At 63.6% G+C, this 22078-nt stretch carries 17 protein-coding genes and 1 tRNA gene; 7 read left to right on the plus strand and 11 right to left on the minus strand.

Features of this window, described 5'->3' with window-relative positions:
* Nucleotides 1–47 precede the first annotated feature (47 nt).
* Both ACQY4S_RS25920 and ACQY4S_RS25925 read right to left on the minus strand, forming a co-directional pair.
* Entirely contained in the window at nucleotides 48–971 is a 924-nt protein-coding gene (locus ACQY4S_RS25920; protein WP_428488050.1) for a substrate-binding periplasmic protein, read from the minus strand.
* On the minus strand, nucleotides 968–1852 hold the full coding sequence (locus ACQY4S_RS25925; protein ID WP_428488051.1) for an amino acid ABC transporter ATP-binding protein: 885 nt from the start codon (nucleotides 1850–1852) through the stop codon (nucleotides 968–970). Before ACQY4S_RS25925 ends, ACQY4S_RS25920 begins: the two co-directional genes overlap by 4 nt.
* Before the next feature lie 41 nt (nucleotides 1853–1893).
* Here ACQY4S_RS25925 and ACQY4S_RS25930 point away from each other — a divergent pair, with 41 nt between their 5' ends.
* Both ACQY4S_RS25930 and ACQY4S_RS25935 read left to right on the plus strand, forming a co-directional pair.
* Nucleotides 1894–2076, plus strand: a complete 183-nt coding sequence (locus ACQY4S_RS25930; protein WP_428488052.1) for a hypothetical protein — start codon at nucleotides 1894–1896, stop codon at nucleotides 2074–2076.
* Between the two features lie 6 nt (nucleotides 2077–2082).
* Nucleotides 2083–2973, plus strand: coding sequence for an NAD-dependent epimerase/dehydratase family protein (locus ACQY4S_RS25935; protein ID WP_428488053.1), 891 nt, complete (start codon nucleotides 2083–2085; stop codon nucleotides 2971–2973).
* 67 nt (nucleotides 2974–3040) lie between these two features.
* Here the strand turns inward: ACQY4S_RS25935 and ACQY4S_RS25940 are convergent, their stop codons facing one another.
* From ACQY4S_RS25940 to ACQY4S_RS25970, 7 genes are all read right to left on the minus strand, one after another.
* Complete coding sequence (locus tag ACQY4S_RS25940; protein ID WP_428488054.1) at nucleotides 3041–4258, minus strand: glycosyltransferase family 4 protein; 1218 nt, start codon at nucleotides 4256–4258, stop codon at nucleotides 3041–3043.
* Nucleotides 4255–5571: a nucleotide sugar dehydrogenase gene (locus ACQY4S_RS25945; protein ID WP_428488055.1), complete on the minus strand. Its 1317-nt coding sequence runs from the start codon at nucleotides 5569–5571 to the stop codon at nucleotides 4255–4257. The genes ACQY4S_RS25940 and ACQY4S_RS25945 overlap by 4 nt, the downstream gene beginning before the upstream one ends.
* A gap of 74 nt (nucleotides 5572–5645) precedes the next feature.
* Nucleotides 5646–6734 (minus strand): LLM class flavin-dependent oxidoreductase, encoded by a 1089-nt coding sequence (locus ACQY4S_RS25950; RefSeq protein ID WP_428488056.1) that lies wholly within the window; start codon nucleotides 6732–6734, stop codon nucleotides 5646–5648.
* Nucleotides 6735–6931: 197 nt separating this feature from the next.
* Complete coding sequence (locus ACQY4S_RS25955) at nucleotides 6932–8122, minus strand: TIGR03557 family F420-dependent LLM class oxidoreductase (protein ID WP_428488057.1); 1191 nt, start codon at nucleotides 8120–8122, stop codon at nucleotides 6932–6934.
* Nucleotides 8123–8226: 104 nt separating this feature from the next.
* The gene (locus ACQY4S_RS25960; protein WP_428488058.1) at nucleotides 8227–9783 is read right to left on the minus strand and encodes an FAD-dependent oxidoreductase; all 1557 of its coding nucleotides are present in this window, start codon (nucleotides 9781–9783) and stop codon (nucleotides 8227–8229) included.
* 94 nt (nucleotides 9784–9877) lie between these two features.
* Entirely contained in the window at nucleotides 9878–11281 is a 1404-nt protein-coding gene (locus tag ACQY4S_RS25965; RefSeq protein ID WP_428488059.1) for an efflux RND transporter periplasmic adaptor subunit, read from the minus strand.
* Nucleotides 11278–14493 carry an efflux RND transporter permease subunit gene (locus tag ACQY4S_RS25970; RefSeq protein WP_428488060.1) on the minus strand — a complete coding sequence of 1072 codons (3216 nt, stop codon included), beginning with the start codon at nucleotides 14491–14493 and terminating at the stop codon, nucleotides 11278–11280. Before ACQY4S_RS25970 ends, ACQY4S_RS25965 begins: the two co-directional genes overlap by 4 nt.
* Nucleotides 14494–14627: 134 nt before the next feature.
* Between ACQY4S_RS25970 and ACQY4S_RS25975 the strand changes: the two genes are divergently transcribed.
* The 4 genes from ACQY4S_RS25975 to ACQY4S_RS25990 all read left to right on the plus strand — a co-directional run bounded on the left by ACQY4S_RS25975 (nucleotide 14628) and on the right by ACQY4S_RS25990 (nucleotide 18980).
* Nucleotides 14628–14906 (plus strand): metal/formaldehyde-sensitive transcriptional repressor, encoded by a 279-nt coding sequence (locus ACQY4S_RS25975; RefSeq protein ID WP_428488061.1) that lies wholly within the window; start codon nucleotides 14628–14630, stop codon nucleotides 14904–14906.
* A 7-nt stretch (nucleotides 14907–14913) separates the two neighbouring features.
* Nucleotides 14914–16143 carry a CDF family Co(II)/Ni(II) efflux transporter DmeF gene (gene dmeF, locus ACQY4S_RS25980; protein ID WP_428488063.1) on the plus strand — a complete coding sequence of 410 codons (1230 nt, stop codon included), beginning with the start codon at nucleotides 14914–14916 and terminating at the stop codon, nucleotides 16141–16143.
* Nucleotides 16144–16397: 254 nt separating this feature from the next.
* Entirely contained in the window at nucleotides 16398–17003 is a 606-nt protein-coding gene (locus ACQY4S_RS25985) for a uracil-DNA glycosylase family protein (RefSeq protein ID WP_428488064.1), read from the plus strand.
* Between the two features lie 339 nt (nucleotides 17004–17342).
* Nucleotides 17343–18980 (plus strand): hypothetical protein, encoded by a 1638-nt coding sequence (locus ACQY4S_RS25990; RefSeq protein WP_428488065.1) that lies wholly within the window; start codon nucleotides 17343–17345, stop codon nucleotides 18978–18980.
* 297 nt (nucleotides 18981–19277) lie between these two features.
* On the opposite strand, the gene ACQY4S_RS25995 is transcribed toward ACQY4S_RS25990, so the two are convergent.
* Nucleotides 19278–19353 (minus strand) — tRNA-Ala (locus tag ACQY4S_RS25995).
* 72 nt (nucleotides 19354–19425) lie between these two features.
* Nucleotides 19426–21189, minus strand: coding sequence for an asparagine synthase (glutamine-hydrolyzing) (asnB, locus tag ACQY4S_RS26000; protein WP_428488066.1), 1764 nt, complete (start codon nucleotides 21187–21189; stop codon nucleotides 19426–19428).
* 507 nt (nucleotides 21190–21696) lie between these two features.
* On the opposite strand from asnB, the gene rpsL reads away from it, so the two are divergent.
* Complete coding sequence (rpsL, locus tag ACQY4S_RS26005; RefSeq protein ID WP_428488067.1) at nucleotides 21697–22068, plus strand: 30S ribosomal protein S12; 372 nt, start codon at nucleotides 21697–21699, stop codon at nucleotides 22066–22068.
* The last annotated feature ends 10 nt before the right edge of the window (nucleotides 22069–22078 follow it).

Consider the following 22078-nt stretch of genomic DNA (forward strand, 5'->3'; position numbering starts at 1 on the left):
TCGCCGCTGTGGCTTGTAGACCTTGTGCGAACGTCTGACGCGGAAGGCTAGTTGTTGTAGCCGCTCAGGCCCCACTTCGAGAGAATCTTCTTCATCTCGTCGTTGTACTCCATCCACTGCACCGCGGAGGAGAACGCGGTAACCCACTGTATGTCGCCCTGCCGGAAGGCGTAGCTGCTGTATCCGGCGGGATTTTTGAATGTGCGCGGCTGGTAGTCCTCGACGATCTCAATCTTCCACTCCGGGTGCTGCTTCATCTGCGCCGCGGCCACCGGCTGGTCGAACAGCGCGGCATCGGTGCGGCCGATGGCAAGTTCGGGAATGATCTGCGCCCAGTCCTTGTAGCCCTGGAAGTTGACGCCGGGGATCGCCTGGATCCACTCTGCGTAGTTGGTGCCCAACAGCGAGCCGACGGTATGGCCTTTCAGGTCGGTCAAGGAATGCAGCTTGTTCGGATTGCCCTTCGGCACGATCAGCGCCTCGGCGTAGTAGTACGTCGGAAAGCAGAAGCTCACCACCTTGGACCGGTTCTTGGTGTAGTGAATCGAGTCGCCGACGATGTCGAACCGGCCGTCCAGCAGGCCCGGGATCAGCCCGTCGAACGTCACCGTCTGCACATTGATCTTGGGGATCTTCAGCATTTTGACGATGTATTTGATGATGTCGCCGTCCAGTCCGGTCCATTCGCCCGTCTTCGGGTCCAGGAACGAATACGGCCAGTCGTTGGAGGTGCCGACGACCAGGCCCTTCTGCTGGACCTTGCTGAGCGACTCGTCGTCCGAGTTGATCTTCAACAGCGTGAAATCGGCGAAGCTGGTATCGACCGGCGGGGGCGTGGCGGGTGCCGCGCGGGCTGGTCCGCCGGTTGCCGCCAGCAGCGCCGCGGCACCGCCGACGGTGCCCGACCGGATCAGGCCGCGCCGTCCCACCGGTTGGTGTTCCATCCTGGCCGGGATTGGCTTCTCGGTCATGGCTTGCTGCCTCCTGTTGCGTGATCGCTGGCTTTGGCGGGTGCGGGCGGCGGCGGCTCATCGTCATTGCCGTTCCGGTTCAGGATCGACTGCAGGAACTGCCGCGTGCGTGGGCTGCGCGGCGCGGTGAACACCACGTTCGGCGGACCCTCCTCGACGATGGCGCCCTGGTCCATGAACACCACGCGGTCGGCGACATCACGCGCGAAATCCATTTCGTGGGTGACGACCACCATGGTCATGCCTTCGCTGGCCAATCGACGCATCACGCGCAGCACCTCGCCGACCAGTTCGGGATCAAGCGCCGAGGTCGCCTCGTCGAACAGCATGACCTTGGGGTTCATCGCCAAGGCGCGGGCGATCGCCACACGCTGCTGCTGTCCGCCGCTCAATTGATGCGGGTAGGCATCCGCCTTGGCTTGCAAACCAACCTTGCGCAGCACCGCCATGCCCCGCTCACGCGCCTGCACGGCCGGCTCATGCAGCACCTGCACCGGCGCCTCGATGACGTTGCCGAGCGCGGTGAGGTGCGGGAACAGGTTGAAGGACTGGAACACCATGCCGATCTGCGCACGGATCGCTTCGATGCGCTTGTCCGGGTCGATCATTACCTTCCCGGCCTGCGTGTAGCGATACACCGGGCGGCCTTCGAAATGGATGCTGCCGTCGTCGATGCCTTCAAGATGATTGATGCAGCGGAGCAAGGTCGATTTGCCCGCGCCCGACGGGCCGATGATGCAGACGACCTCGCCCTTCTGGACGGCCAGCGACACGTCAGTCAGCACCCCGAGGCGGCCGAAGGACTTCCAGATATGGTCCAGCCGGACGATCGGCATGGATGTGGCGCCGGATCTCGCGTGGGCCTCGACCGCATCCATCATGCAGTATCCTTTTGTTGGAGGTCGGCTGGCGATCTCGAGGAATGGTCAAGCAAGCGCTGTACCAGCCCCCCAGCGGCCGGGACCGGAGTGTCACCTGGGATGCGGCGGGAGAAGGTGACGCTGACTTCTGCATGGTTTTGGTGCAGCGCTCATTCGCCACGCCCTGTGCCGCGGCATTGTTCGTATGGCGGCGTAGTGCTTCCCTGCTCGCGGTGGTGGAGTGAAATCGATTGCGTATCGCAATAACCGGCGGGTCCGGCCGCCTCGGACGTCATGTCCTGCGAGCATTGAGCGGCCACGCGCTACGCGTGCTCGACCTCGTCGCTCCCTTCAATCAGGGCGTGGATTTCCGGCGTGCCGACCTGCGTGAGCTCGATGTACTGATCGCGGCCATGCAGGGGATTGAGGTGGTTGTGCATCTAGGCGGCATCGACCGCTCGGTGGCGACGGATGACGCGGTCACCATGCAGGTCAATTCCGTGGGCACCTGGAATGTATTCGAGGCCAGCCGGCTGGCCGGCGTTCGCCGGGTGATCCATTGCTCGAGCAGCGCGGTCACCGGCATCGACCATTCCAATCCGACCATGCCACCCGATTATCTGCCGATCGATGAGGCGCACGTGTCACGCCCCACCGATGCCTATGGGCTCAGCAAGCTCTGCGGTGAGCAGATCGCGGAAGCCTATGCTCGCCGTGGGCTGGAGGTGCTGGTTCTGCGGCCCTGTTTCATTGCATTCGCAACCTTGGCCGGTTTCATGTGCGGCGAGTCCAGACCGGCGGATCGTGATGAACCGATGCCATACCTGCGCGCCTATGTCGGACCCGAGGACTGCGCGCGCGGCTTTGCCGCCGCCGTCAACCTGGTGAACTACACCGGCTTTGATCGGTTCTTTCTCGCCGCCGCCGACACGTTCGCGAACGCCCCCACCGTTGCTCGCCTGGAGGCACTCTATAGCCGGTGGATTCCGTTACGCGAGCCGGCGCTTTACACGGACTTTCCCCAAGCCTCGCCCGTCAGTCATGCTCAAGCTCGGTTGCGCCTGGGCTGGACGCCGACCACGCGCTGGTCCGGCACCGGTATCGAGATGGCGCCCGCCGGCACTGACAGGTTGATGGGCTGACAGCCTGAAGCGCGATTGGTTTAGGTTGACCCAGAAGTCGCGCTTTACTCATTCTCAGGCGATCACTCTAAGCCTTCCGTTGCAGGCTGCTCAGACAGATCGCCTCGAACTGACGCGCCACGTGGGACCAGGAGAACCGCTCCTCCATCAAGCGCCGCGCCGCGGTGGCAAGACAGCTCCGCATCGCGGCGTCGTCCAGCAGCGTCAGGATGGACCGTGCGAAAGATGGACCATCATCGGCACGCAGAAAGTCTTCGCCGTCGGTGACGTCCAGCCCCTCGATGCCTAGCGTCGTCGAGACAACCGGCCGGCCCATCGCCATCGCCTCGAATGCCTTGATGCGCGTGCCGCTGCCGACGAACAGCGGGATCACGTAGACGTTTGCCTGCGCGACGTGGGGGCGGATATCGTCGACAAAGCCGGTCAGGGTGACGGCCAAGCCGCGCTGCTTGATTTTCTCGGACAAGGAGGCGGGCGGATTGCGACCAATGATCACCGCCCGGATGCGCGGCCGGACAGCGAGCAACAGGGGAAGCACCTCGTCCAGCAGGAAATGGATGCCCTCGACATTGGCGGCCCAGCTCATGGTGGCGGTGAAGATCAGCGTGCCGCCATCCGTGCCGGGATCTCCGGCGGCCTCGGGCGGGTTCATGGCGAAAAAATCGAGGTCGACGCCGGTGTCGATCGCCTCCACCGCAGACAAGTGGTAGCGCGTGGTCAGGACGTCCCGGTCGCGGCTGGAGACGGCAATCACTGTATCGTAGCGCGACAGGCTTTCGTGCTCGAACCGCTGCATTTTCCGGCTCTGGTCCGCCCAGACCCATTTCCACAGACCTGTAGCCCGCTTGGCATGGCGTTCGAAGATCTCGGTTTCGACGTTGTGGGTGAACAGGATGCTGGCCGATCTGATCCGGTCCGGCATCAGCACGTCGGCATGCGGGAAATCCACCACCACGACGTCGGGTTTGCCTGCCAGCGCATTACCGACCACGCTGCTGCCGGCGAAGGACCGATCGGTCGCGACGGCGATAGGCAAGCGGCTGGCCAGGGCGCGGAACCGGCGAGCTGACGACGGCGGCGCCTCCTGCCACGACGCGAAACGATCGCTGACGGCGGCGATATCCGCGTCAAACGGTATCAGGTCCTTCGGCGCCGGAGAGGCCAGAGTAATGTGGAACGCGCCGCCCTTCAGGCCGCGCAGGATGTTGCCGGTGCGGATCTTGCCGCCCTGGTCCATCGGAAACAGGAAGCGCGGGCTGACGAACAGCAGGCGCGGGCGCTTCACCAGCACAGGCCCTCATACATTATGCCGGGAAGCCCACGCAGGTCCGCCAGGCCGGCAAGATCGATTACCACGCGCCCGCCCAGGGCGGCGCGCAAGGCCGGCCTGTCCTCCGCCGCGATGTGGCCGATGATGGCGACCTTGGTGCCGGACAAGGCGGCTTCCGGGCTGATCACCATCAGCCGCTCCAGATGCGGGATTTCCCGGTCGATGTAGGCGCGGTTGGCGCCCATCAGGCGGGCGACCTGGACGAACCGGTCGTAGATGCGCAGGTCGTAGCCCTTGCCGAGCAGTTTCTCGGCCAGCAGCACGAACGGGGATTCACGCAGGTCGTCGGTGCCCTGCTTGAACGACAGGCCGAACAGCGCCACCGGCTGGCGCCCGTGACGTGCAACGGCTTCAAAAGTACGGTCGATGATCGCCTGATTGGCCGGCAGCAACTGCTTCAGCAATGGCGTCCCCAGGCCGCGTTGATCGGCCAGGGCCAGGAAGCTGCGTACGTCCTTCGGCAGGCAGGACCCGCCGAAGGCGAAGCCGGGACGCAGATAGGCCGACGAGATGTTCAGCACCCGGTCCTCGCACACCAGGCGGAAAGCCTCCCGCGCATCGACGCCGTGGGCGGCGAGAACGGCACCGGCCTCGTTCGCGAACGCCAGCTTGATGGCGTGGAAGACGTTGGAGATGTGCTTGACGCTTTCGGCCACCCGGATCGGCGCGACATGCACCGGGGCGGTCAGTGGCGCGTAGAGTTCGCGCAGCACCGTGGCGTCGTCACCCGGTGAAGCGCCAATCAAGGTGAACGGGGGCGCCCGGAAATCGCGGACCGAGGAGCCTTCGCGCAGGAACTCCGGATTGCTGTAGTAGGAAAGACGATCGCCTAGCCGCCGGCCGCTGGCCTGCTCCAGCAGCGGAATGACGCGGTCCTCGGCCGTGCCGGGCGGGACGGTGGAACGCATCACGACGGCATGCGGGCCAGCCTTGTCGCGTAGCGCGCCGCCGATCGCGTTGATGACGCTGTCCACCGCGCCCAGAGCCACGCTGCCGTCCCGTGCGCTGGGTGTTCCGACCGAAATGAACGACACGTCCGTTCCCGCCACCGCGGACGCAACATCGTCCGTTGCGGTCAGCCGGCCCTGCCGCACCGCGCCGGCAATGAGCGTATCAATCGCTTCCTCCACGATCGGGGAGCGGCCGGAGGCGAGCATGGCGATCTTGTCGGGAGAGATATCGACGCCGACGACCTCATGCCCCAGTTCGGCCAGGCAGCCGCAGGAAACAACACCGACATAGCCGATGCCGAAGACGGAAATACGCATGCGCGAGCGACCCTTAGCCGTTGGAGGGTCACTTTATTGCATGAAATCACAACCAGAGGGTGTAATTTTCGTTGCTATTCCGCTGCGGCGCGGGCGGCGGTCCGTTCGGCGATTAGTTGCTTCGTCAGCGGCAGCAGCGACCGGCCATACTCAATGTTATCCGCCAGCGGATCGAAGCCACGGATCAGGAACGTGGTCACGCCAAGGTCGTAGTAGTCGCACAGTGCCTCCGCCACCTGCTGGGGCGTGCCGACAAGGCTGGTGGAGTTGCCGCTGGCGCCGGTCAGCAGTGCCGCACCCATCCACAGGCGTTTGTCCAGACGCTCCCCCTGTGCCGCGGCGGCCAGCAGACGCTTGGAGCCTTCGTTGACCGGATTTCGCGGCGGGAGTCCAGCAGCGGCCCTGCGCGCGATGATGGTTTGCTTGATAGCCTCGGCACGGGCCCAGGCTTCGTCCTCGGTCGGCGCCAGGATTGGCCGCAGCGACAGGCTGACGCGGACGGTACGGTCGTGCCTCGCTGCCTGCACACGGAGGCGCGAGGTGATTTCACGCACCTGGTCGTGGGTCTCGCCCCAAAGGGCGTAAACGTCGGCGTGCTTGGCGCTGACGGCAATGGCGGCTTCCGACGCGCCGCCGAAGTAGATCGGGATGCGAGGCTTTTGCACGCAGCGGATTGCGGTGGAGGCGCCGGCGAAGCGGTAGAACCGGCCTTCGTGGTTCACCGTTGCGCCAGGCTCGGTCCAGATGCGTTTGAGGATGTCCACGTACTCATCAGTACGGGCGTAGCGATCTTCTTTTGGCAACGTGTCACCGTCGCGGAACTGGTCGGTGTCATCGCCGCCGCTGATCACATGGATCGCCGCTCGGCCGCCGGTGATCTGATCCAGCGTTGCGAATTTCCGCGCAGCCACAGTAGGAGCAACAAACCCAGGCCGGTGCGCCACAAGGAAGCCGAGCCGTTCGGTGTGAGCGGCCGCGGCGGCGGCAAGCAGGAATCCATCCGGCCCATCGGAAAAGTATCCGACCAGCACCTTGTCGAAGCCACCGGCCTCGGCGACCTGGGCGAAATCCCGGACGTAGCCGCGGTCCAGCACGACGGGCGGAGGCGCCATGGTCTCTGACGCCTCGCGATGATGGATCATGCCGATGAATTCGACGGTCATGGAGCGGTTCCTCTTGCCGGCTGGATATCCTGCCGAACCTGCGTTCAGACGGAAACACCCTAACCATCATTGGCCAGTTTGCCGAGCCATGATGGTCAGGGTGTCAGCTTTTGCAGAACGGGCGGCAATGGCAGCAGAACGCTGCCGCCATTGCATCCATCACGGAAGCAAGTATGGAGGATCCTTCCGGCTGGCCGTCAGACCGGCTGCGGAAACCGCGGCAGGACATGCTCCGCGTAGAAATCGATCACCCGCTTCTGGTCCGGCTGCCCAGAATGGATGTTGACGATGGTGACGCCGCTTTCGAACAGCTTCTGCGCCGCGGCGATGTGTACAGCGGGGTCGGTGCCAATCGCCCATGTCTTCATCACCTGATCCAGCGGCGTCTCCGCGTCAGCACGCTGCTGAATTCGCTCCGGGCTGGGAACATCAAAGAGGTTGTGCCAGGCCTTCACACCGAAGCGCCAAAGTTGGGCGGCCTGCTTGGCAGCCGCCTCGTCACCAACGACGACATAATGTTCGAGCATGACGGGCATGTCGGCGGTGTTCTTGCCCGCGGCCTGCGCGCCGGCTTCCCACTCTGTCTTATACTTCTGCCACGACATCGGATCGGTAATCAGGCCGTCGCCATACTGCCCGGCCAGCCGCATGGACTTTTTCCCGTTGGCGGCCGTCAGCAGCGGAATTGGCTTCGCCGGAGGATCAAAAAGTTTACCATTGACCGTGTAATATGTGCCTTTGTGGGAAACCTCCTGTCCGGTCCAGAGCTGGCGAATGATCGCCATGGCCTCGATCAGCCGGTCCCAGCGCTCCTGCCACTTTGGCCATTCACCCGTGGCGGCCTGCTCGTTCAGCGCTTCGCCCGATCCGACGCCCAGGAAAACCCGGCCGGGATACAGGTGACTGAGCGTGGCCCATGTCTCGGCCACGACGGCTGGCCGATAGCGCAGCGTCGGGCAGGTCACGGCGGTACCCATCCAACTATGCGGTGCATGGGCACCAAGCGCACCCATGGTGACCCAGGCCTCTCCGGCATGGCCCTGGTCCGACTGCCAAGGCTGAAAGTGATCGCTGGTGGCAAGCGCATTGAACCCGGATCGCGAGGCCAATCCACCGAGCTGCACGATCTCGGGGACGGGAAACTGCTCGTGCGCCAGCGTATAGGCGAACATGCCCTTGCGCAGCGGACCAGGACCTTGCGCCTGTCCGTGGTGGTTCGGCGCCGGTGTGGGGCGTCCCGGCGCCCCGGGCTGGGCCTGCGCTGTAGCCAGGCCAAGACCGGATGCGCCGGCCAGCATGGACGTCCACTTCAACAGGTTTCGCCGGTCCGGATCGGGGGGTGCCGGATCTATTAATGTGTGGGGCGTGGCGCTGTGATCAGAAAGCATGGGGAACTCCGTCGGTCCTGGCGATGCGGCCCGAACGGCGGAACAGAGCGAGAGTTGCACGTTTCAGGCGGCTGCGTCGCGTCCAGCGGTTCACCGCAGCGTCATCAGGTCATCGCCGCAAGAACAGTGGCGGGGCTGTCGCCCATCGCCGACGGCGTCCAGTCCCGGCGCGTCGTCATCAGTTCGATCAGCGCCGCGGTATCCTTGTCGCGATCCAGTCCGGCCGCTGCCTGGATTAGGCCATTCTTGACGTAGTAGGCGAGGAACTCAGGCTTCTCCAGATCGCCATGCACCACGATATCGTCCCATTCGACGGCATGACCAATATAGTCGAGACGCTTGAGGTACTGGATCGTCCAGAACACCGGAACCGCCTCATAGCGCGTGGTCTGGCCGAGCATGTTGAGTGCTGCGACGCGGCCTTGTTGCTGTGCAACACGCCAGTGTTCAACTCGGATCGGATCGCCGTCGCCATGCAGCGGGAAATGCGCGATGTCGCCAGCCGCATATAGCCCATCCGTCACGCGAAGGTTGGCATCGACCGGAATACTGCCGTCCTGATGCAGCACGATGCCGTCCAGGTAGCTGGTGGCTGGCCGCACGCCAAAGCCAATGACCACGAGATCAGCGGCCAGTGCCTCGCCACCTGCCAGGACGACGCGGCGCACGTGGCGGTCGCCTTCAAGGGCTTTGATCTCGCATCCGAGGCGGAAGGTCACGCCTCGTTTCTCGTGCAAGGACGTGAAGGCGGTTCCAATCCGCGCACCCAGTTGTTTCTCGAACGGCGCTGTCTCCTTGCCGACCACGGTGACATCCAGACCACGCTCCCGCAGGCTAGCCGCGACTTCCATGCCAATGAAGCTGGCACCCAGGACCACCACGCGCTCGCTACGTTCCGCCTGCGCCAGAATAGCGTCGGCGTCGTTTCGGCTACGCAACAGAAACACATTCTGAAGGTTGGCGCCGGGCAGGTCGGGCCGTTTTGGCGCGCCACCGGTGGCCAGCAAGGCAGCATCATAGTGCAGGCTGGTGCCGTCGGCACAGGTGATCTGCCGCCTATTGGCATCGACGTTGGTCACCTCGGCAGTCCACCGCTCGATGCGGTGTTGCCTGTAGAATGACTGTGTCTGCAACGGCGACTTTTCGGCGCCTTGCTCACCAGACAAGGCATACTTGCTGAGAATCGTGCGGTCATAGGGCACCCGGTTTACTTGGTCGAGCATGACCAGCCGCCCATCAAATCCTGCCTGACGTAGGGTCTGCGCGGCGACCGCGCCGGCGGCGCCCGCGCCAACGACTACGAAGCAGCGGGAATCATGAGCCTGTTCCGCATGAGCAGGCGTCTCCGCCGGATAAGTCAGCAGCACGCGCTGTCCGTCAACGCGGACATCATAACGGTTAAGACTGTCCAAGGCAGGCGGCTCCAGAACCGTACCGGTCTGAATGCAGAACGTTGCCTTGTGCCACGGACAGACTAGACGGTTGCCGTGCCGCACGCCCTCGACAAGCGGAGCACCCGCATGGGGACAGGTGGCGTCCACGGCATGAACGTCGACACCATCTCGTATGAGCAGGATCTTGTCGCCTTCGACCTCGATCGGTTGCATCGCCCCGGCGGGTAGATCATCCAGGCGGGCGACCTCGTACTCACGCCTCGGCATGACGGTGCTCCCATTTCAGCTATGTAAACGTAAGCCTGCGCCACCTTGAAGGTTCATCAGTATGCGATGTTCTGAACACGTGGCTCGGCGTAGATCAGCGGCTCGCCGTCTGCTTGGCCGTGTCCTGCTGCCCGGGCGGCGGTCTTGAAACCTGCACCTTGCTGCCGTCCGCGAGTTCCGTGGGCGGGCTCATCACCAGCAATTCACCGCCCTGCAAGCCCTCCCGCAATTCGGCGGTCGTGCCGAAGTCACGATAGATCGAAACCTTTGCAAACTTGATCGTGTCATCGGGCTGCACCGTCGCGACCCGCAGGCCCTCGGCATTGAACACCAGCGCCTCGTCCGGGACGATGACACCCGGGGCCTGACGCGGGATGGAGAAGGCCACGTCCACGAACAGGCCGGGCTTCAGCGCGCCATCCGGGTTGTCCACGTCGACTTCAGTCAGCATCGAGCGAGAGGCGGACTGCAACGCGACCGCACTGCGGGCGACACGCGCCTTGAAAACCCGGCCAGGCATTTCCGGCACTGTCACCTGGGCCTTCACGCCATCCTTCATGCCAATGGCGCTGCTCTGCGGCACATAGATGGCGATGCGCAGGACGTCGTCGCGGGCAATGGTGAACAGCGGCGTGCCGGTGCTGGTGTCCGAGGTCAGCAGATCACCGGTTTCCACGTTACGGGCGGTAATCACACCGTCGAACGGCGCTGTCACCCGTTCAAAGGCGGTCAGTGCCTGCAGCCGGTCAACCGTTGCCTGTTGCGCCTTCAGATTGGCGACTGCCACGGCCACGCCGGCCTCGGCATTGGCGATGCCCGCTGTCTGCACGGAAAAGTTCGCCGTCGCGTTGTCGGCGTTCTGCTTGGTTTCCCAACCCTGGCCAGCCAGCGTCGTTTCACGGTATTTCGTGACGTTGGCCAATTTTGCATTGGCCTGGGAGGACTGCACCTGCGCCTGTGCCTGCAGCACAGCGGCACGAGTCTGGCCAAGCTGGGCCTGTGCCTGTTCAAGCTGTTGGTCGAGATCAGGCGCGGTGATACGCAGCAACAGATCGCCAGCATGCACGCGGCTGCCAATGTCGACGCGCCGCTCCGCCACATAGCCGGTGGCGCGGGCATAAAGGTTAGACACGTTGAAGGCCTCGGTCTGGCCCGGCAGCGTCACGTCGACCGGCGTGTCGACCTTCTGCGCCGTGGCGGTACGCACCTGTGGAACAAAATCCCGTTGCTGTTGCTGGGTTTCCGTGGCGGCGGCGTAAGTCTGCCAGTGCAGGTAGCCGCCCAGCCCAAGTAGCGCCAAGATCGGAGCAAGGACGAAAACCAGGATGCGCTTGGATGGCGGCGGCGGCGTGGTCTTATCCGGCTGCCGCTCGTCGCGTGATGTTTCACGCGCTGGCTGGTCAGGCTTCTCCTGGTCGGGATCGTTCAAGCCATGCTGCCTCGGATCGCGCGGCTGCGGGCCATGCCTCTCGCCGCTGTCGATGGTTGAATCGTTCATGCGTAATCTTCCAGAGGTTTGGCTTCCCCGCGACGCAAGGTCGCGTAGAGGAACGGCACGAACAGCAGGGTCGAACAGGTGCCGACGCTGATCCCGCCCAGCACGGCCCGCGCCAGCGCGGCATTCTGTTCACTGCCTTCACCAATGCCAATCGCCATCGGCAGCAGGCCCACGAACATCGCGCCGGCCGTCATCAGCACGGGTCGCAGACGGGTTTCCCCGGCGGTGATCGCGGCCTCCTCGGCACCGCAACCCGTCTGCTCCCGATGTTCCCGCGCGAAGGTCACCAGCAGAATAGAGTTCGCCGAGGCGACACCCACACTCATGATGGCGCCCATCAGCGACGGGATGGAGAAGCTGGTCTGGGTAATGAACAGGCTGGCAACGATGCCGCAGAAGGCCAACGGCAAGGCTGCCAGCACCACGAATGGATCACCCCATGTCTGGTAGTTCAACACCATCAGCAGATACACCGCCACCATCGCCACGATCAGGCCGATACCGATGTGGAAGAATGCCTGGTCCTTGCTCTGGATTTGGCCGCGAATCGAAATCTTGTCCGGCGGCTGCAACTGCTTCTGCATGTCCGTTACGATCTGGCCGATTTCACCCTCCACCCCGCCCAGGTCACGATCCTGCACCGCGGCGTAGATGTCATAGGTCGGCTGGGTGTTGACGTGGTTGGCCACCGTCTGCTCGCTGCCGCGTTGCATGGTCGCGACGTTGGACAGCAACTGCAATGCGCTGGGGCCGACGGCACCGCTGCCTGGGCCAGCCGAGATCAGCAGCGGGGTATTGTTCAAGGCGGTAAGCGAGTCGTTGCGGTATTCCGGCGTCTGCACCCAGACCTGGTAGGGGATGCCGGTCTGTGGATCAGCCCAGAAATTCGGGCTAACCTGGAAGCTGCCGCTGAGCGAGACGTTCAGGTCCGCTGCCACCTGCTGCTCGGTCAGGCCGAGTTCACCGGCGCGCTGACGGTCGATCTTGACGAAGAACTCCGGCGCGTTGGTGATCTGCTGGATGTGCACGTCAACCGCGCCGCGCACCAGGCGCAGCTTGTTGGCGATCTCCTGGGCGACCTGCAGATCCTTGCCGGCATGCCGGCCGCTGACCTGCACGTCGATCTGCGACGGCACACCGAAATCCAGGATCTGGGTGATCATGTCGGCCGCCTCGAAATAGAAGATCGCATTCGGAAACCGCTGATGCAGCACGGTGCGCAGCCGCTTCTGATAGCCGAAGGTCGAGCCGTGACCCGGGTTCAACGTCACCAGCACCTCGCCATCGTTGTAGGCAAGGAAAGTACCATTGCCGAACGCGAAATTATAGTTCGAGGCCGGCAGGCCGATGTTGTCGATGATGGTGCCGACCTCGTTCCGCGGCACCACCTGATGGATCGTCTCCTCAACCTGCTGGAACAGCTTTTCCGCCTGTTCGATGCGGGTGCCGGGCGCGGCGCGGACATGCAGCGTCATCTGGCCCGCATCGACCTGCGGAAAATAGTCAGTGCCTACGAACGGGAACATCACGGTGGCACAGGCCACCACCACGCCGGCGACACCCAGGGTCATCCAGCGGTGCTTGATCACCACGTGCAACAAGCCGACATAGCCACGATGAAATTTGCTGAAACCGTGCTCAAAGCCGTTATGGATGCGGCCGAAGAAGCGCATGGCCATGCCGGACTGCTTTTGCGTGTCGCCACCATTCTTCGCCGCTTCACGCTGCTCGTGCTCGGTTTTCACCAGCACGTCGATCATGATCGGCACCAGGGTGCGTGACAGCAGGTAGGACGCCAGCATGGCGAAAACCACCGCCAATGCCTGCGGCGTGAACAGATATTTCGGTGCGTCGGTCAGGAAGGTAACCGAGACGAACGCGCAGCAGATCGACAGCGTCGAGATCAGCGCCGGCTTGGCGATGCCGGCTGCTCCATGCACCACCGCCTCCCTGAATTCGTGGCCCTCCTCCATCAGGCGATAGGTGTTCTCGATCGCCACCGTCGCGTCGTCCACCAGGATGCCGACAGCCAGCGCCATGCCGCCCAGCGTCATGATATTGACGGTTTCCCCCAACGCGCCGAGCACCGCCATCGAGGTCAGGATGGCCAGTGGAATGGAAACAAGCACGATCAGCGTCGAGCGCCAGGAGCCGAGGAACAGCAGGATCATCAGCCCGGTCAGGCCGGCGGCAATGGCACCTTCGCGCAACACGTCGCTGATCGCGCCGGAGACGAACACCGACTGGTCGAACAGCGGCGTGATCTTCATGTCCTTCGGCGCCGCGGCGCGGATACCCGGCAGCAGCGACTTTACCGTGTTGACGACCGAAAGCGTCGACGCGGCACCGTTCTTCAGCACCGTCAGCAGCACACCGCGCTGGCCATCCTGACGCACGATGTTCTGCTGCGGCGGGCCACCGTCGCGCACATAGGCGACATCCCGCACCAGGATCGGCGAACCATTGACGACCTTGACCGGCACCTCATTCAGTGTCGCGATCGCCTCGGGTGTCGAGTTCAGTCGGACAACGTATTGCTTGACGCCGATCTTCGCCAGCCCCGAAGGCACCGTGATGTTCTGCGCCGTCATCGCGCTGGTGACATCAGCCGGGGTCAGCCCGTAGGCCTGCAAGGCGTGCAGGTCGAGATCGACCATGATCTGCCGCGGCGCCCCGCCATAGGGCGAAGGCAGCGTTGAACCCGGCACCGTCGTCAGTGCCTGGCGAACCCGGTACTGGCCATAGTCGTAAAGCTGGCGCTCGTTCTCCTTGTTGGAACTCATGGCCAACTGGATCACCGGAACCGTGGAGGCGGAGAACTGCATGACCACCGGCGGCTGGATGCCGGGCGGCAGCACCGCCCGGATCGAGTTGGTCGATGCCGTCACCTGTGACAGCGCCAGGTCGACGCTGACACTCGGCTGGAAATAGATCCGCGTGATGGTGACGCCCTGCAGGGTGGTGCTCTGCATGTCGCGGATGCCGTTCACGTTATTGCTGAGCGCGAACTCCGTGTACGTGGTGACCCGCTGCTGCATCTCCGGCGTATCCAGGCCGGTATAGGTCCATACAATCGTGATGACCGGTATATTGACCACCGGCAGCACGTCCTTCGGCATGACGAAATAGGCGCCAATCCCGGCGAGCATGATAAGGATCGACATCACGTAAAATGTGATGCGAAACTTGAGCGCGTAGAGGACGAGACCCATTTGGTTTAATTGGGCGTTTCGCTTGCACCGGCAAGTGCTGCGGTGCAGCAGGAAACAGGCAGTTACAATTCGACCCTTCAAAAGCGCTGCGTGCCAGTTGAGATAGGGAGGGCGCCTATGGTAACTTATTACACATGACCCACACGGTTCGCGAAAAACACAAGCTGCTGGCGCGGGTCCGCCGCCTGCGCGGCCAGATCGAGGCGATTGAACGCGCCTTGGATACCGACGCCGGGTGCGAGCAGGTCATGCACCTTATCGCCGGCGCGCGCGGCGCCATGGCCGGACTGATGGCGGAGGTCGTCGAGGATCATGTCCGCACCCATCTGGTTGACCCCGCCCTGCATCCCGGCGCGCTAAATGCCGAGGCGGCCGAACAGCTTCTCGATGTCGTGCGAACCTACCTCAAATGAGGCCAGCATGTCCGATCTGAGCGCTTCACTTCATGAGCACGTCTTTCTTGGCGAGGGCCATGAGCACGCGGAACGGCAGACTTGGGCGGTCATCTGGCTGTGCGCGGCGATGATGGCCGCCGAGATCGCCGGCGGCCTGCTGTTCGGCTCGATCGCGCTGGTTGCCGACGGACTGCACATGAGCACGCATGCCGGCGCCCTGCTGCTTGCCGCCCTGGCCTACCGCTACGCCCGCCGGCACGCGACCGATCCGCGCTTTACCTTCGGCACTGGCAAGCTGGGCGACCTGGCCGGCTTCACCAGCGCCATCGTTCTAGCAATGATCGCGTTGCTGATCGCCTGGGAGGCGCTCGGCCGCCTGCTGGCGCCGGTGCCGATCGCTTTCCAGGAGGCCATTCCGATCGCCTGCCTGGGCCTCGGAGTCAACGTCGTCAGCGCCTGGCTGCTGAGCGGCGGCCATCACCACCATCATGGGCATGGTCACGGTCATGCTCACGAGCATGCCGAAACGATGCAACGCGTTGTCGCCGGCGACGCGGTTCTGCTGGTGGAAATCCATGAGGATGGAGTTCCGCCCCGCTTCCATGTCCGGCGGGAGGATGGACGAACCATTCAAGCCGTGGACCTGTCCATCGAGACGGTCCGCCCCGATGGATCGCGACAGGTCTTCGACTTCGCCAATCGCGACGGGACGTTGGCGAGCATCGAGGAGATCCCCGAGCCACATGCCTTTACGGCCTGTCTGTGCCTCGGCTCCGCCAGCGGGTCCACGCGGTTCGAGGAACACGCGCATGCCGACGCGGCGGCGCACCGGGACAACAACATGCGCGCGGCCATCATCCATGTCGTGGCCGATGCGGCTGTTTCCGTGCTGGTAATTGTCGGGTTGCTGCTGGCCCGCAGCTTCGGCTGGTTGTGGATGGATCCGCTCGCCGGTCTGATCGGATCGGCGGTGATCGCAAGCTGGGCCTACGGGCTGATACGCGATACTGGCGGCGTCCTGCTGGACATGAACCCGGATCGGCAACTCACGGAAATGCTGCGCCAGGAGATCGAGACGGATGGCGATCGGCTGACGGACCTGCATGTCTGGCGCCTGGGTCCAGGCCACCTAGGCGCGGTCCTATCCGTGCTGACCCGCACAGGCCGGTGCCCGGAAGATTACCGCTCCCGCCTACGCCGTTTCGCCGCTCTCTCGCACGTGACCGTGGAAGTACGGGCGCCGTCCGGCGGGTGACCAGACCCGCTCTCTGCTCCTGAATGTTCACGGTTGTCGTATCATAACAACCGGTGTCAAAACCGGCACCCAAGCCCAAATGACTTTTCCTCGACTTGACCGGGAGCGCTATGGCGACAGAGCAGGAATCACCAGATGGCAATCACAATGGATTTTCATTACGTCTATCAGGCCGAGCCGTCAGGACGCTTTCGGCTTTTCGGCTGGTTTCCCAGCTTCTGCTGCGCAGGCGCTCTATGCCTTCTATGGACTTGATGTCGCAGCCTAGCTCCACGCAGTCGTTGACCGACCCGCTGCTCGTCGCGATCAACGAGGCGCTGGTCTGCCGGCGGTGCGAGGCTGTGCTACCGCTAGGGCCTCGGCCGATCTTTCGTGTCTCCGCCACGGCGCGGGTGCTGATCATGAGCCAGGCGCCTGGAACCAAGGCGCATCTCACCGGGGTGCCGTGGAACGATGCCTCCGGTGATCGGCTGCGTGGATGGCTGGCGATGGATCGGACGCTGTTCTACGACGCAACGAGCATCGCGATCGTACCGCTAGGGCTGTGCTATCCTGGCCGGCTACCCAAGGGTGGCGATGCCCCGCCGAGGCCGGAGTGCGCGCCGCTGTGGCTGGATCGGTTCACCCGACTGATGCCGCAGGTAAGGCTGACACTCCTTCTGGGGTCGTATGCGCAGCGTCACGTGCTGGGGAAGGGGACGATGACAGACCGCGTGCGGCGTTTTCGGGAACTCGGGCCAGCCGTTATGCCGCTGCCGCATCCGTCCTGGCGGACCGCGGTGTGGGAGCGACGGAATCCATGGTTCGGAGAAGACTTGCTGCCGGCGTTGCGGCAGGCGGTGGTGTCGGCATTGGCTTGAGCCGTGAGAAAAACGGTTCGTCGGCATCGACAACCCAGTCAGGGTCGACCTGCTACCAGCAAATGCCCGCTTAAGGCTGCTCGATAACCGGGCGGCGTTGCGCACGGATGACGACAAAAGGTTGCCTAACGACCGGCGTCAGGCTCCCGGTCCAACCGCATTAACTTGTAGTCACAAATCTCTTACCGGTCCGCGTCCGCAATGTCATCGGAATGACAAAGACGGCGTTCTTCGCGAGTTTTAGTATTCGCCCGCTAGTAATGATCAACGAGACATAGTCCTCGAGATCTATCTGTAGTGAGGGGCGGGATGATTAAGTCAGGTACTTTCCGATATGCTTTGTTCTGTACAACTATATTTAGTAGTATTGGGCTAATTCAGCCGGCGGTAGCGCAGACCGACACGCGGATCGACTCGATTGAACGGCAGATCAGGGCGCTGCAGAGCCAGCTCGGTCAGGTCAAGGCCGACCTCGTGGCGCGAGACCGCGCACTGAAGTCGGCGCAACAGCAAGCCAAGGCGGCGCAGGATCAGGCTGCGGCGGCCTCGGCACAGGCTGCGCATGTTGCCGCGGCACCGCCGGTGCAGGTTGTCACGGCAGCACCGCCCCCGGCGCCGCCGCTGCCCCCTGGGCAATTCAAGGTTGGCGGCCTGACCGTCACGCTCGGTGGATTCGCCGCGGCGGAAGGCGTCTATCGTTCCCGCAACGAGGCCGCCAGCATTGCCACCAGCTTCAGCGGCATTCCACTCCCCAACAGTCCCAACTACCACATTCCGGAGTTCCGCGAGACCGCGCAGCAGAGCCGTATCTCGCTGCTGACGGAGGGGCAGATTGACGACGCGCAGAAGTTGACAGGGTATGTAGAGACGGACTTCCTAAGCGCCGGCTCCTCGTCCAACTCGACCGAGAGCAACAGCTATACCCTGCGGCTGCGCCAGTTCTGGGGGAACTACGATAACAGCGACCTGGGCCTGCACGTCCTGGGCGGCCAGACCTGGAGCCTCGCGACCTTGTACAAGACCGGCCTGGTGCCGCGGCAGGAGAACGTGCCGTTGACCATCGATGCGCAATACAACGTGGGATTCGACTGGGCACGTCAGGCCACCTTGCGGGTGACCAAGGACTTTGGTGACCACAAGTATTGGGCGGGTTTTTCGCTGGAGTCGCCGCAGACGACATACAGCAGCGCCGGCGGCCCGAACTGCCTGACCGGGGCCAACGCAACGACCGCGACTGGCGGTGGCACGCTTGAATTTGGCGAGTGTGGCGGTTCGAACGTCAACACCATCCAGAACTACAGCGACAATCATGCACCGGACATCATTGCCAAGCTCGCCGCGGATCCGGGCTGGGGCCATTACGAGGTGTATGGGCTGCTGCGCTTCCTGGGCGGCCGCGTGTCCTTCGCCAGCAGGGGCAATGGCAAAAACTATAATACCACGGGCGAGGGCATTGGTGCCGGCATGCTGTTGCCGCTGGTGCCGAAGATGCTGACCTTCCAGCTCAGCGGCCTGATTGGTCAGGGCGTCGGCCGCTATGGCACATCACAGCTTCCTGACGCCACCTTCTCCCCTGCCGGAAAACTCGAACCGCTGGCCGAATACTCGATCCTGGGCGGCATTGTTGGCAATCCCGTCCCCGCGGTCGATCTCTATGCCTATGGCGGCGCCGAGGGCGTGGCAATGAAGTCCTACGCAGGCACGGCAGGCTACGGCAATCCAAACCTCAATCTGAGCGGTTGCGAGGCCGAGCTAGGGGCGTGCAACGCGGCGACCTCCGCCCTTGTGGAGGGCACTGTCGGCGGATGGTGGCGGTTCATCAAGTCAAGATATGGCACAGCGGAGTTTGGTGCTCAGTATTCGTATGTGAACCGCAATACCTTCAAGGGCCTTGGTGCGACGAGGGGCAGCACGTTGTCGCCAAACGCGAACGAGAATCTCTTTCTGTTCAGCTTTCGTTACTTGCCCTTCCAGTAACGGGTGATCCGTTCCAGGCATCCGGTCGCTTGCGACCTGGATTCCGTAGCGAGCCAGGCACGCCTTTCATCTGCTGGCTTCGGCGTTGCGGCACGAGGCGGTTGCGGATGCAGGCTGGTGCAAGGAGATAGCCGCATTATCGGCCTGCCCCATGGTTTCACTGGCGGCCGCGTTCGTTGCCTGGAACCTGCTGTCGGTAAAGCGCAACCAGAAGACCGGCGGCAGTGTCAGGATTGGCGAGCGAAGAGATCCGATGTCCTGACAGAAGCGTTTGCGGCAAACAGCAGCCGGGAATGGTGGTGGAGCTGAGGGGAATCGAACCCCTGACCTCCTCATTGCGAACGAGGCGCTCTCCCAACTGAGCTACAGCCCCATCCCCGATCACGCGGCGCCCCTAATGATGGGACCGACCCGCGAAGTCAACAGCGAAAGTCGGCGTCCGTGGTCAGTGTAACGACAGCGTCTCAAACACGTCGCCGGCGGATTGCAGTCCCAGGATATGCCGGCGGTGCCACAGCGCGTAGAACAGCAGCTTCCAGCAGGCAAAGCCATGCCGCCAGCGCCGAATGTCACGGAACAGCGCTTCCACCTTGTCGGGATGGGCAATCTCCGCCACCCCCGGCTGGGCCGCGACCAGTGGTCCCAGCCGCGCGCCTTTCGCCTTGATCCAGGCGCCGACCGGAACGGTAAACCCTGTCTTCGGCGCGAAGGGGCGAGCAATGGGAAGGTTGGTTTCAAGCCATTTTCGCAAGATCCATTTGCCCATGGCGCCACGCAGCTTCATCCGGTCAGGCAGCCGAAACGCGGCCGCCGCCACACCGGGATCGAGAAACGGCGTCCGCCCCTCCACCGCGTGCGCCATCAGGCAGCGGTCCAGCTTCAGCAGCAGGTCGTGCGGCAGCCAGTCGGTCATGTCCAATGCCTGCGCCGCCGCCAGGGTGGAGCGGCCGCCTTCCGTCGCCAGCATTTCGGCCGCGGCCATGCCGTCGCGCCAGGCGGTTGGCTGGCTGCGTAGCACGGGCACCTTGTCGAAGCTGCCGCCGGCCCACATGGTCCGCCCGCCGCGCCACCAGGGCAGCGTGGCCTGCCGATAGCGTCTGTAACCACCGAATATCTCGTCACCCCCCTCACCGGATAAAACCACCTTCACATCCTGACGAGCCCTTCGCGCCAGGAACCAGGTCGGGATGATGGCGTAGTCCATGGTCGGATCGTCCATCGCCGCGACGATCTCCGGCAGGTGTCGCCAGACCATGGCCTCGGTAATCTCGATCGACTCGTGCCTGGCGCCGACCGCGCGGGCGATCGCCGCCGCCTGATCGCGCTCATCGACCGCGCCTGGCGCGTCGAAGCCGGCGGTGAAAGCCAGCACTGGGTCGCTGTTCAGCCGCGACATCAGGGTAATCAGGACGGAGCTGTCGATGCCGCCGGACAGGAACATCCCGTATGGCACGTCGCTGCGCTGATGCAGATCGACGCTTTCCATCAGCGCCTGGTCCAGCCGCTGCATCGCGGCCGCTTCATCGATTTCCTCCGGCGGCAGCGCTGGCACCGGGCTGATCCGCTGGCGGTCCAGGATGTGACCGTCGGCGCAGGTGATCGTCTCGCCGGGCAGCAGGCGCTGGATGCCTTCGAAAATCGTATCGGCGCCGGTAGTGAACTGAAGCTGCAGCAATTCCTCCAGCGCGGCTGGCCGGACCGCGCGCTTTACCAATCCGGCCTCGAGCAGCGCCTGCGGCTCGGAGGCGAAGGCGAGACCGCCGTCAACCATGGCGATATAGAGCGGCTTGATGCCGAAGGCGTCGCGGGTGAGCGTGACGGTGCGGCGGATCCGCTCGTGGATGGCAATCGCGTACATGCCGCGCATGTCCCGGGCATAGTCGGGCCCGTCACGCAGCCATAGATGCAGCGGCGGCTCGCAGTCGCTGTTGGTGGCGAAGTTCACGCCCTGCATCGCGTGGCGAAGTTCGCGATAGTTATAGACCTCGCCATTTGCCACCAAGGTAGCGGGGCCGGCGAACAGCGGCTGGTCGCCGCTGACCAGGTCGATGATCGACAGGCGGTTGTGCACCAGCGCGACACGCCCGATCACAGCATGGCCGGAGCCGTCCGGACCGCGGTGGTGCATGGCGTTGATCAGCTTGGACAGGACGGCCGGATCCGGCGGGGCCGCGCCGGAAGACAGGATCAGGCCCGCGATGCCACACATAAGTTAGAAGCTCTCCAAGATCCCGGCTCACATAGCGATAGCCGAAGTCCCCGGTCCGTGTCGCCTCCAACGTGGAGTAGGCGGGGTGATGGGAGGAAAGAAAAAGAATAAGACCAGGGCTCTGCCCTGGACCCGAAAAGGGGCGGATGCCCCTTTGATCCCCGTCCAAGGGTTCCAAGGGCGTCAGCCTTTGGCGGGGTCCCAAGGGGAGGTGGCGGGCGGAGCCCTCGCCTTTGTTTCCTTTAAACGCTCGTTTTCCCCGCTTGACTTGCACACAGGGGGCTTCTAGGTATCGCGCCCTCGGCCGAATCCGGTTTTTGGATGGGCGGTCGTCTGTTTGCAGGTTCAAGATGTATGCGGCGCCGTCTTCTGCCAGGAAGGCTTAGGCCGCCTGCCTCCGTAGCCCCGCTGGCTGGGATCTTGTCCCGTTTCAGCGGGTTTTGCCTGTTAGCGGATGACATTGCCAGAACCCGCGACGAGGCGCGAACGGAGAAGAGAAAGAGGTCCATGCCGACCATCAACCAGTTGATTGCCCACGGGCGTGAGCGGCCGAAGGCACGGAATTCGGTTCCGGCCCTTCAGGGCTGTCCGCAAAAGCGCGGCGTCTGCACCCGCGTCTACACCACGACGCCGAAAAAGCCGAACTCGGCGCTGCGCAAGGTGGCAAAGGTGCGGCTGACCAACGGTTATGAAGTGGTCAGCTACATACCGGGTGAAGGTCACAATTTGCAGGAACACTCCGTGGTGCTGATCCGCGGCGGCCGAGTGAAGGACCTTCCCGGCGTGCGCTACCACATCCTGCGCGGCGTGCTGGATACCCAGGGCATCGCCAAGCGTCGTCAGCGCCGGTCGCTGTACGGCGCGAAGCGGCCGAAGTAAGGATTGTCGA

Source organism: Rhodopila sp. (genome assembly GCF_965276935.1).
GTDB lineage: Bacteria > Pseudomonadota > Alphaproteobacteria > Acetobacterales > Acetobacteraceae > Rhodopila.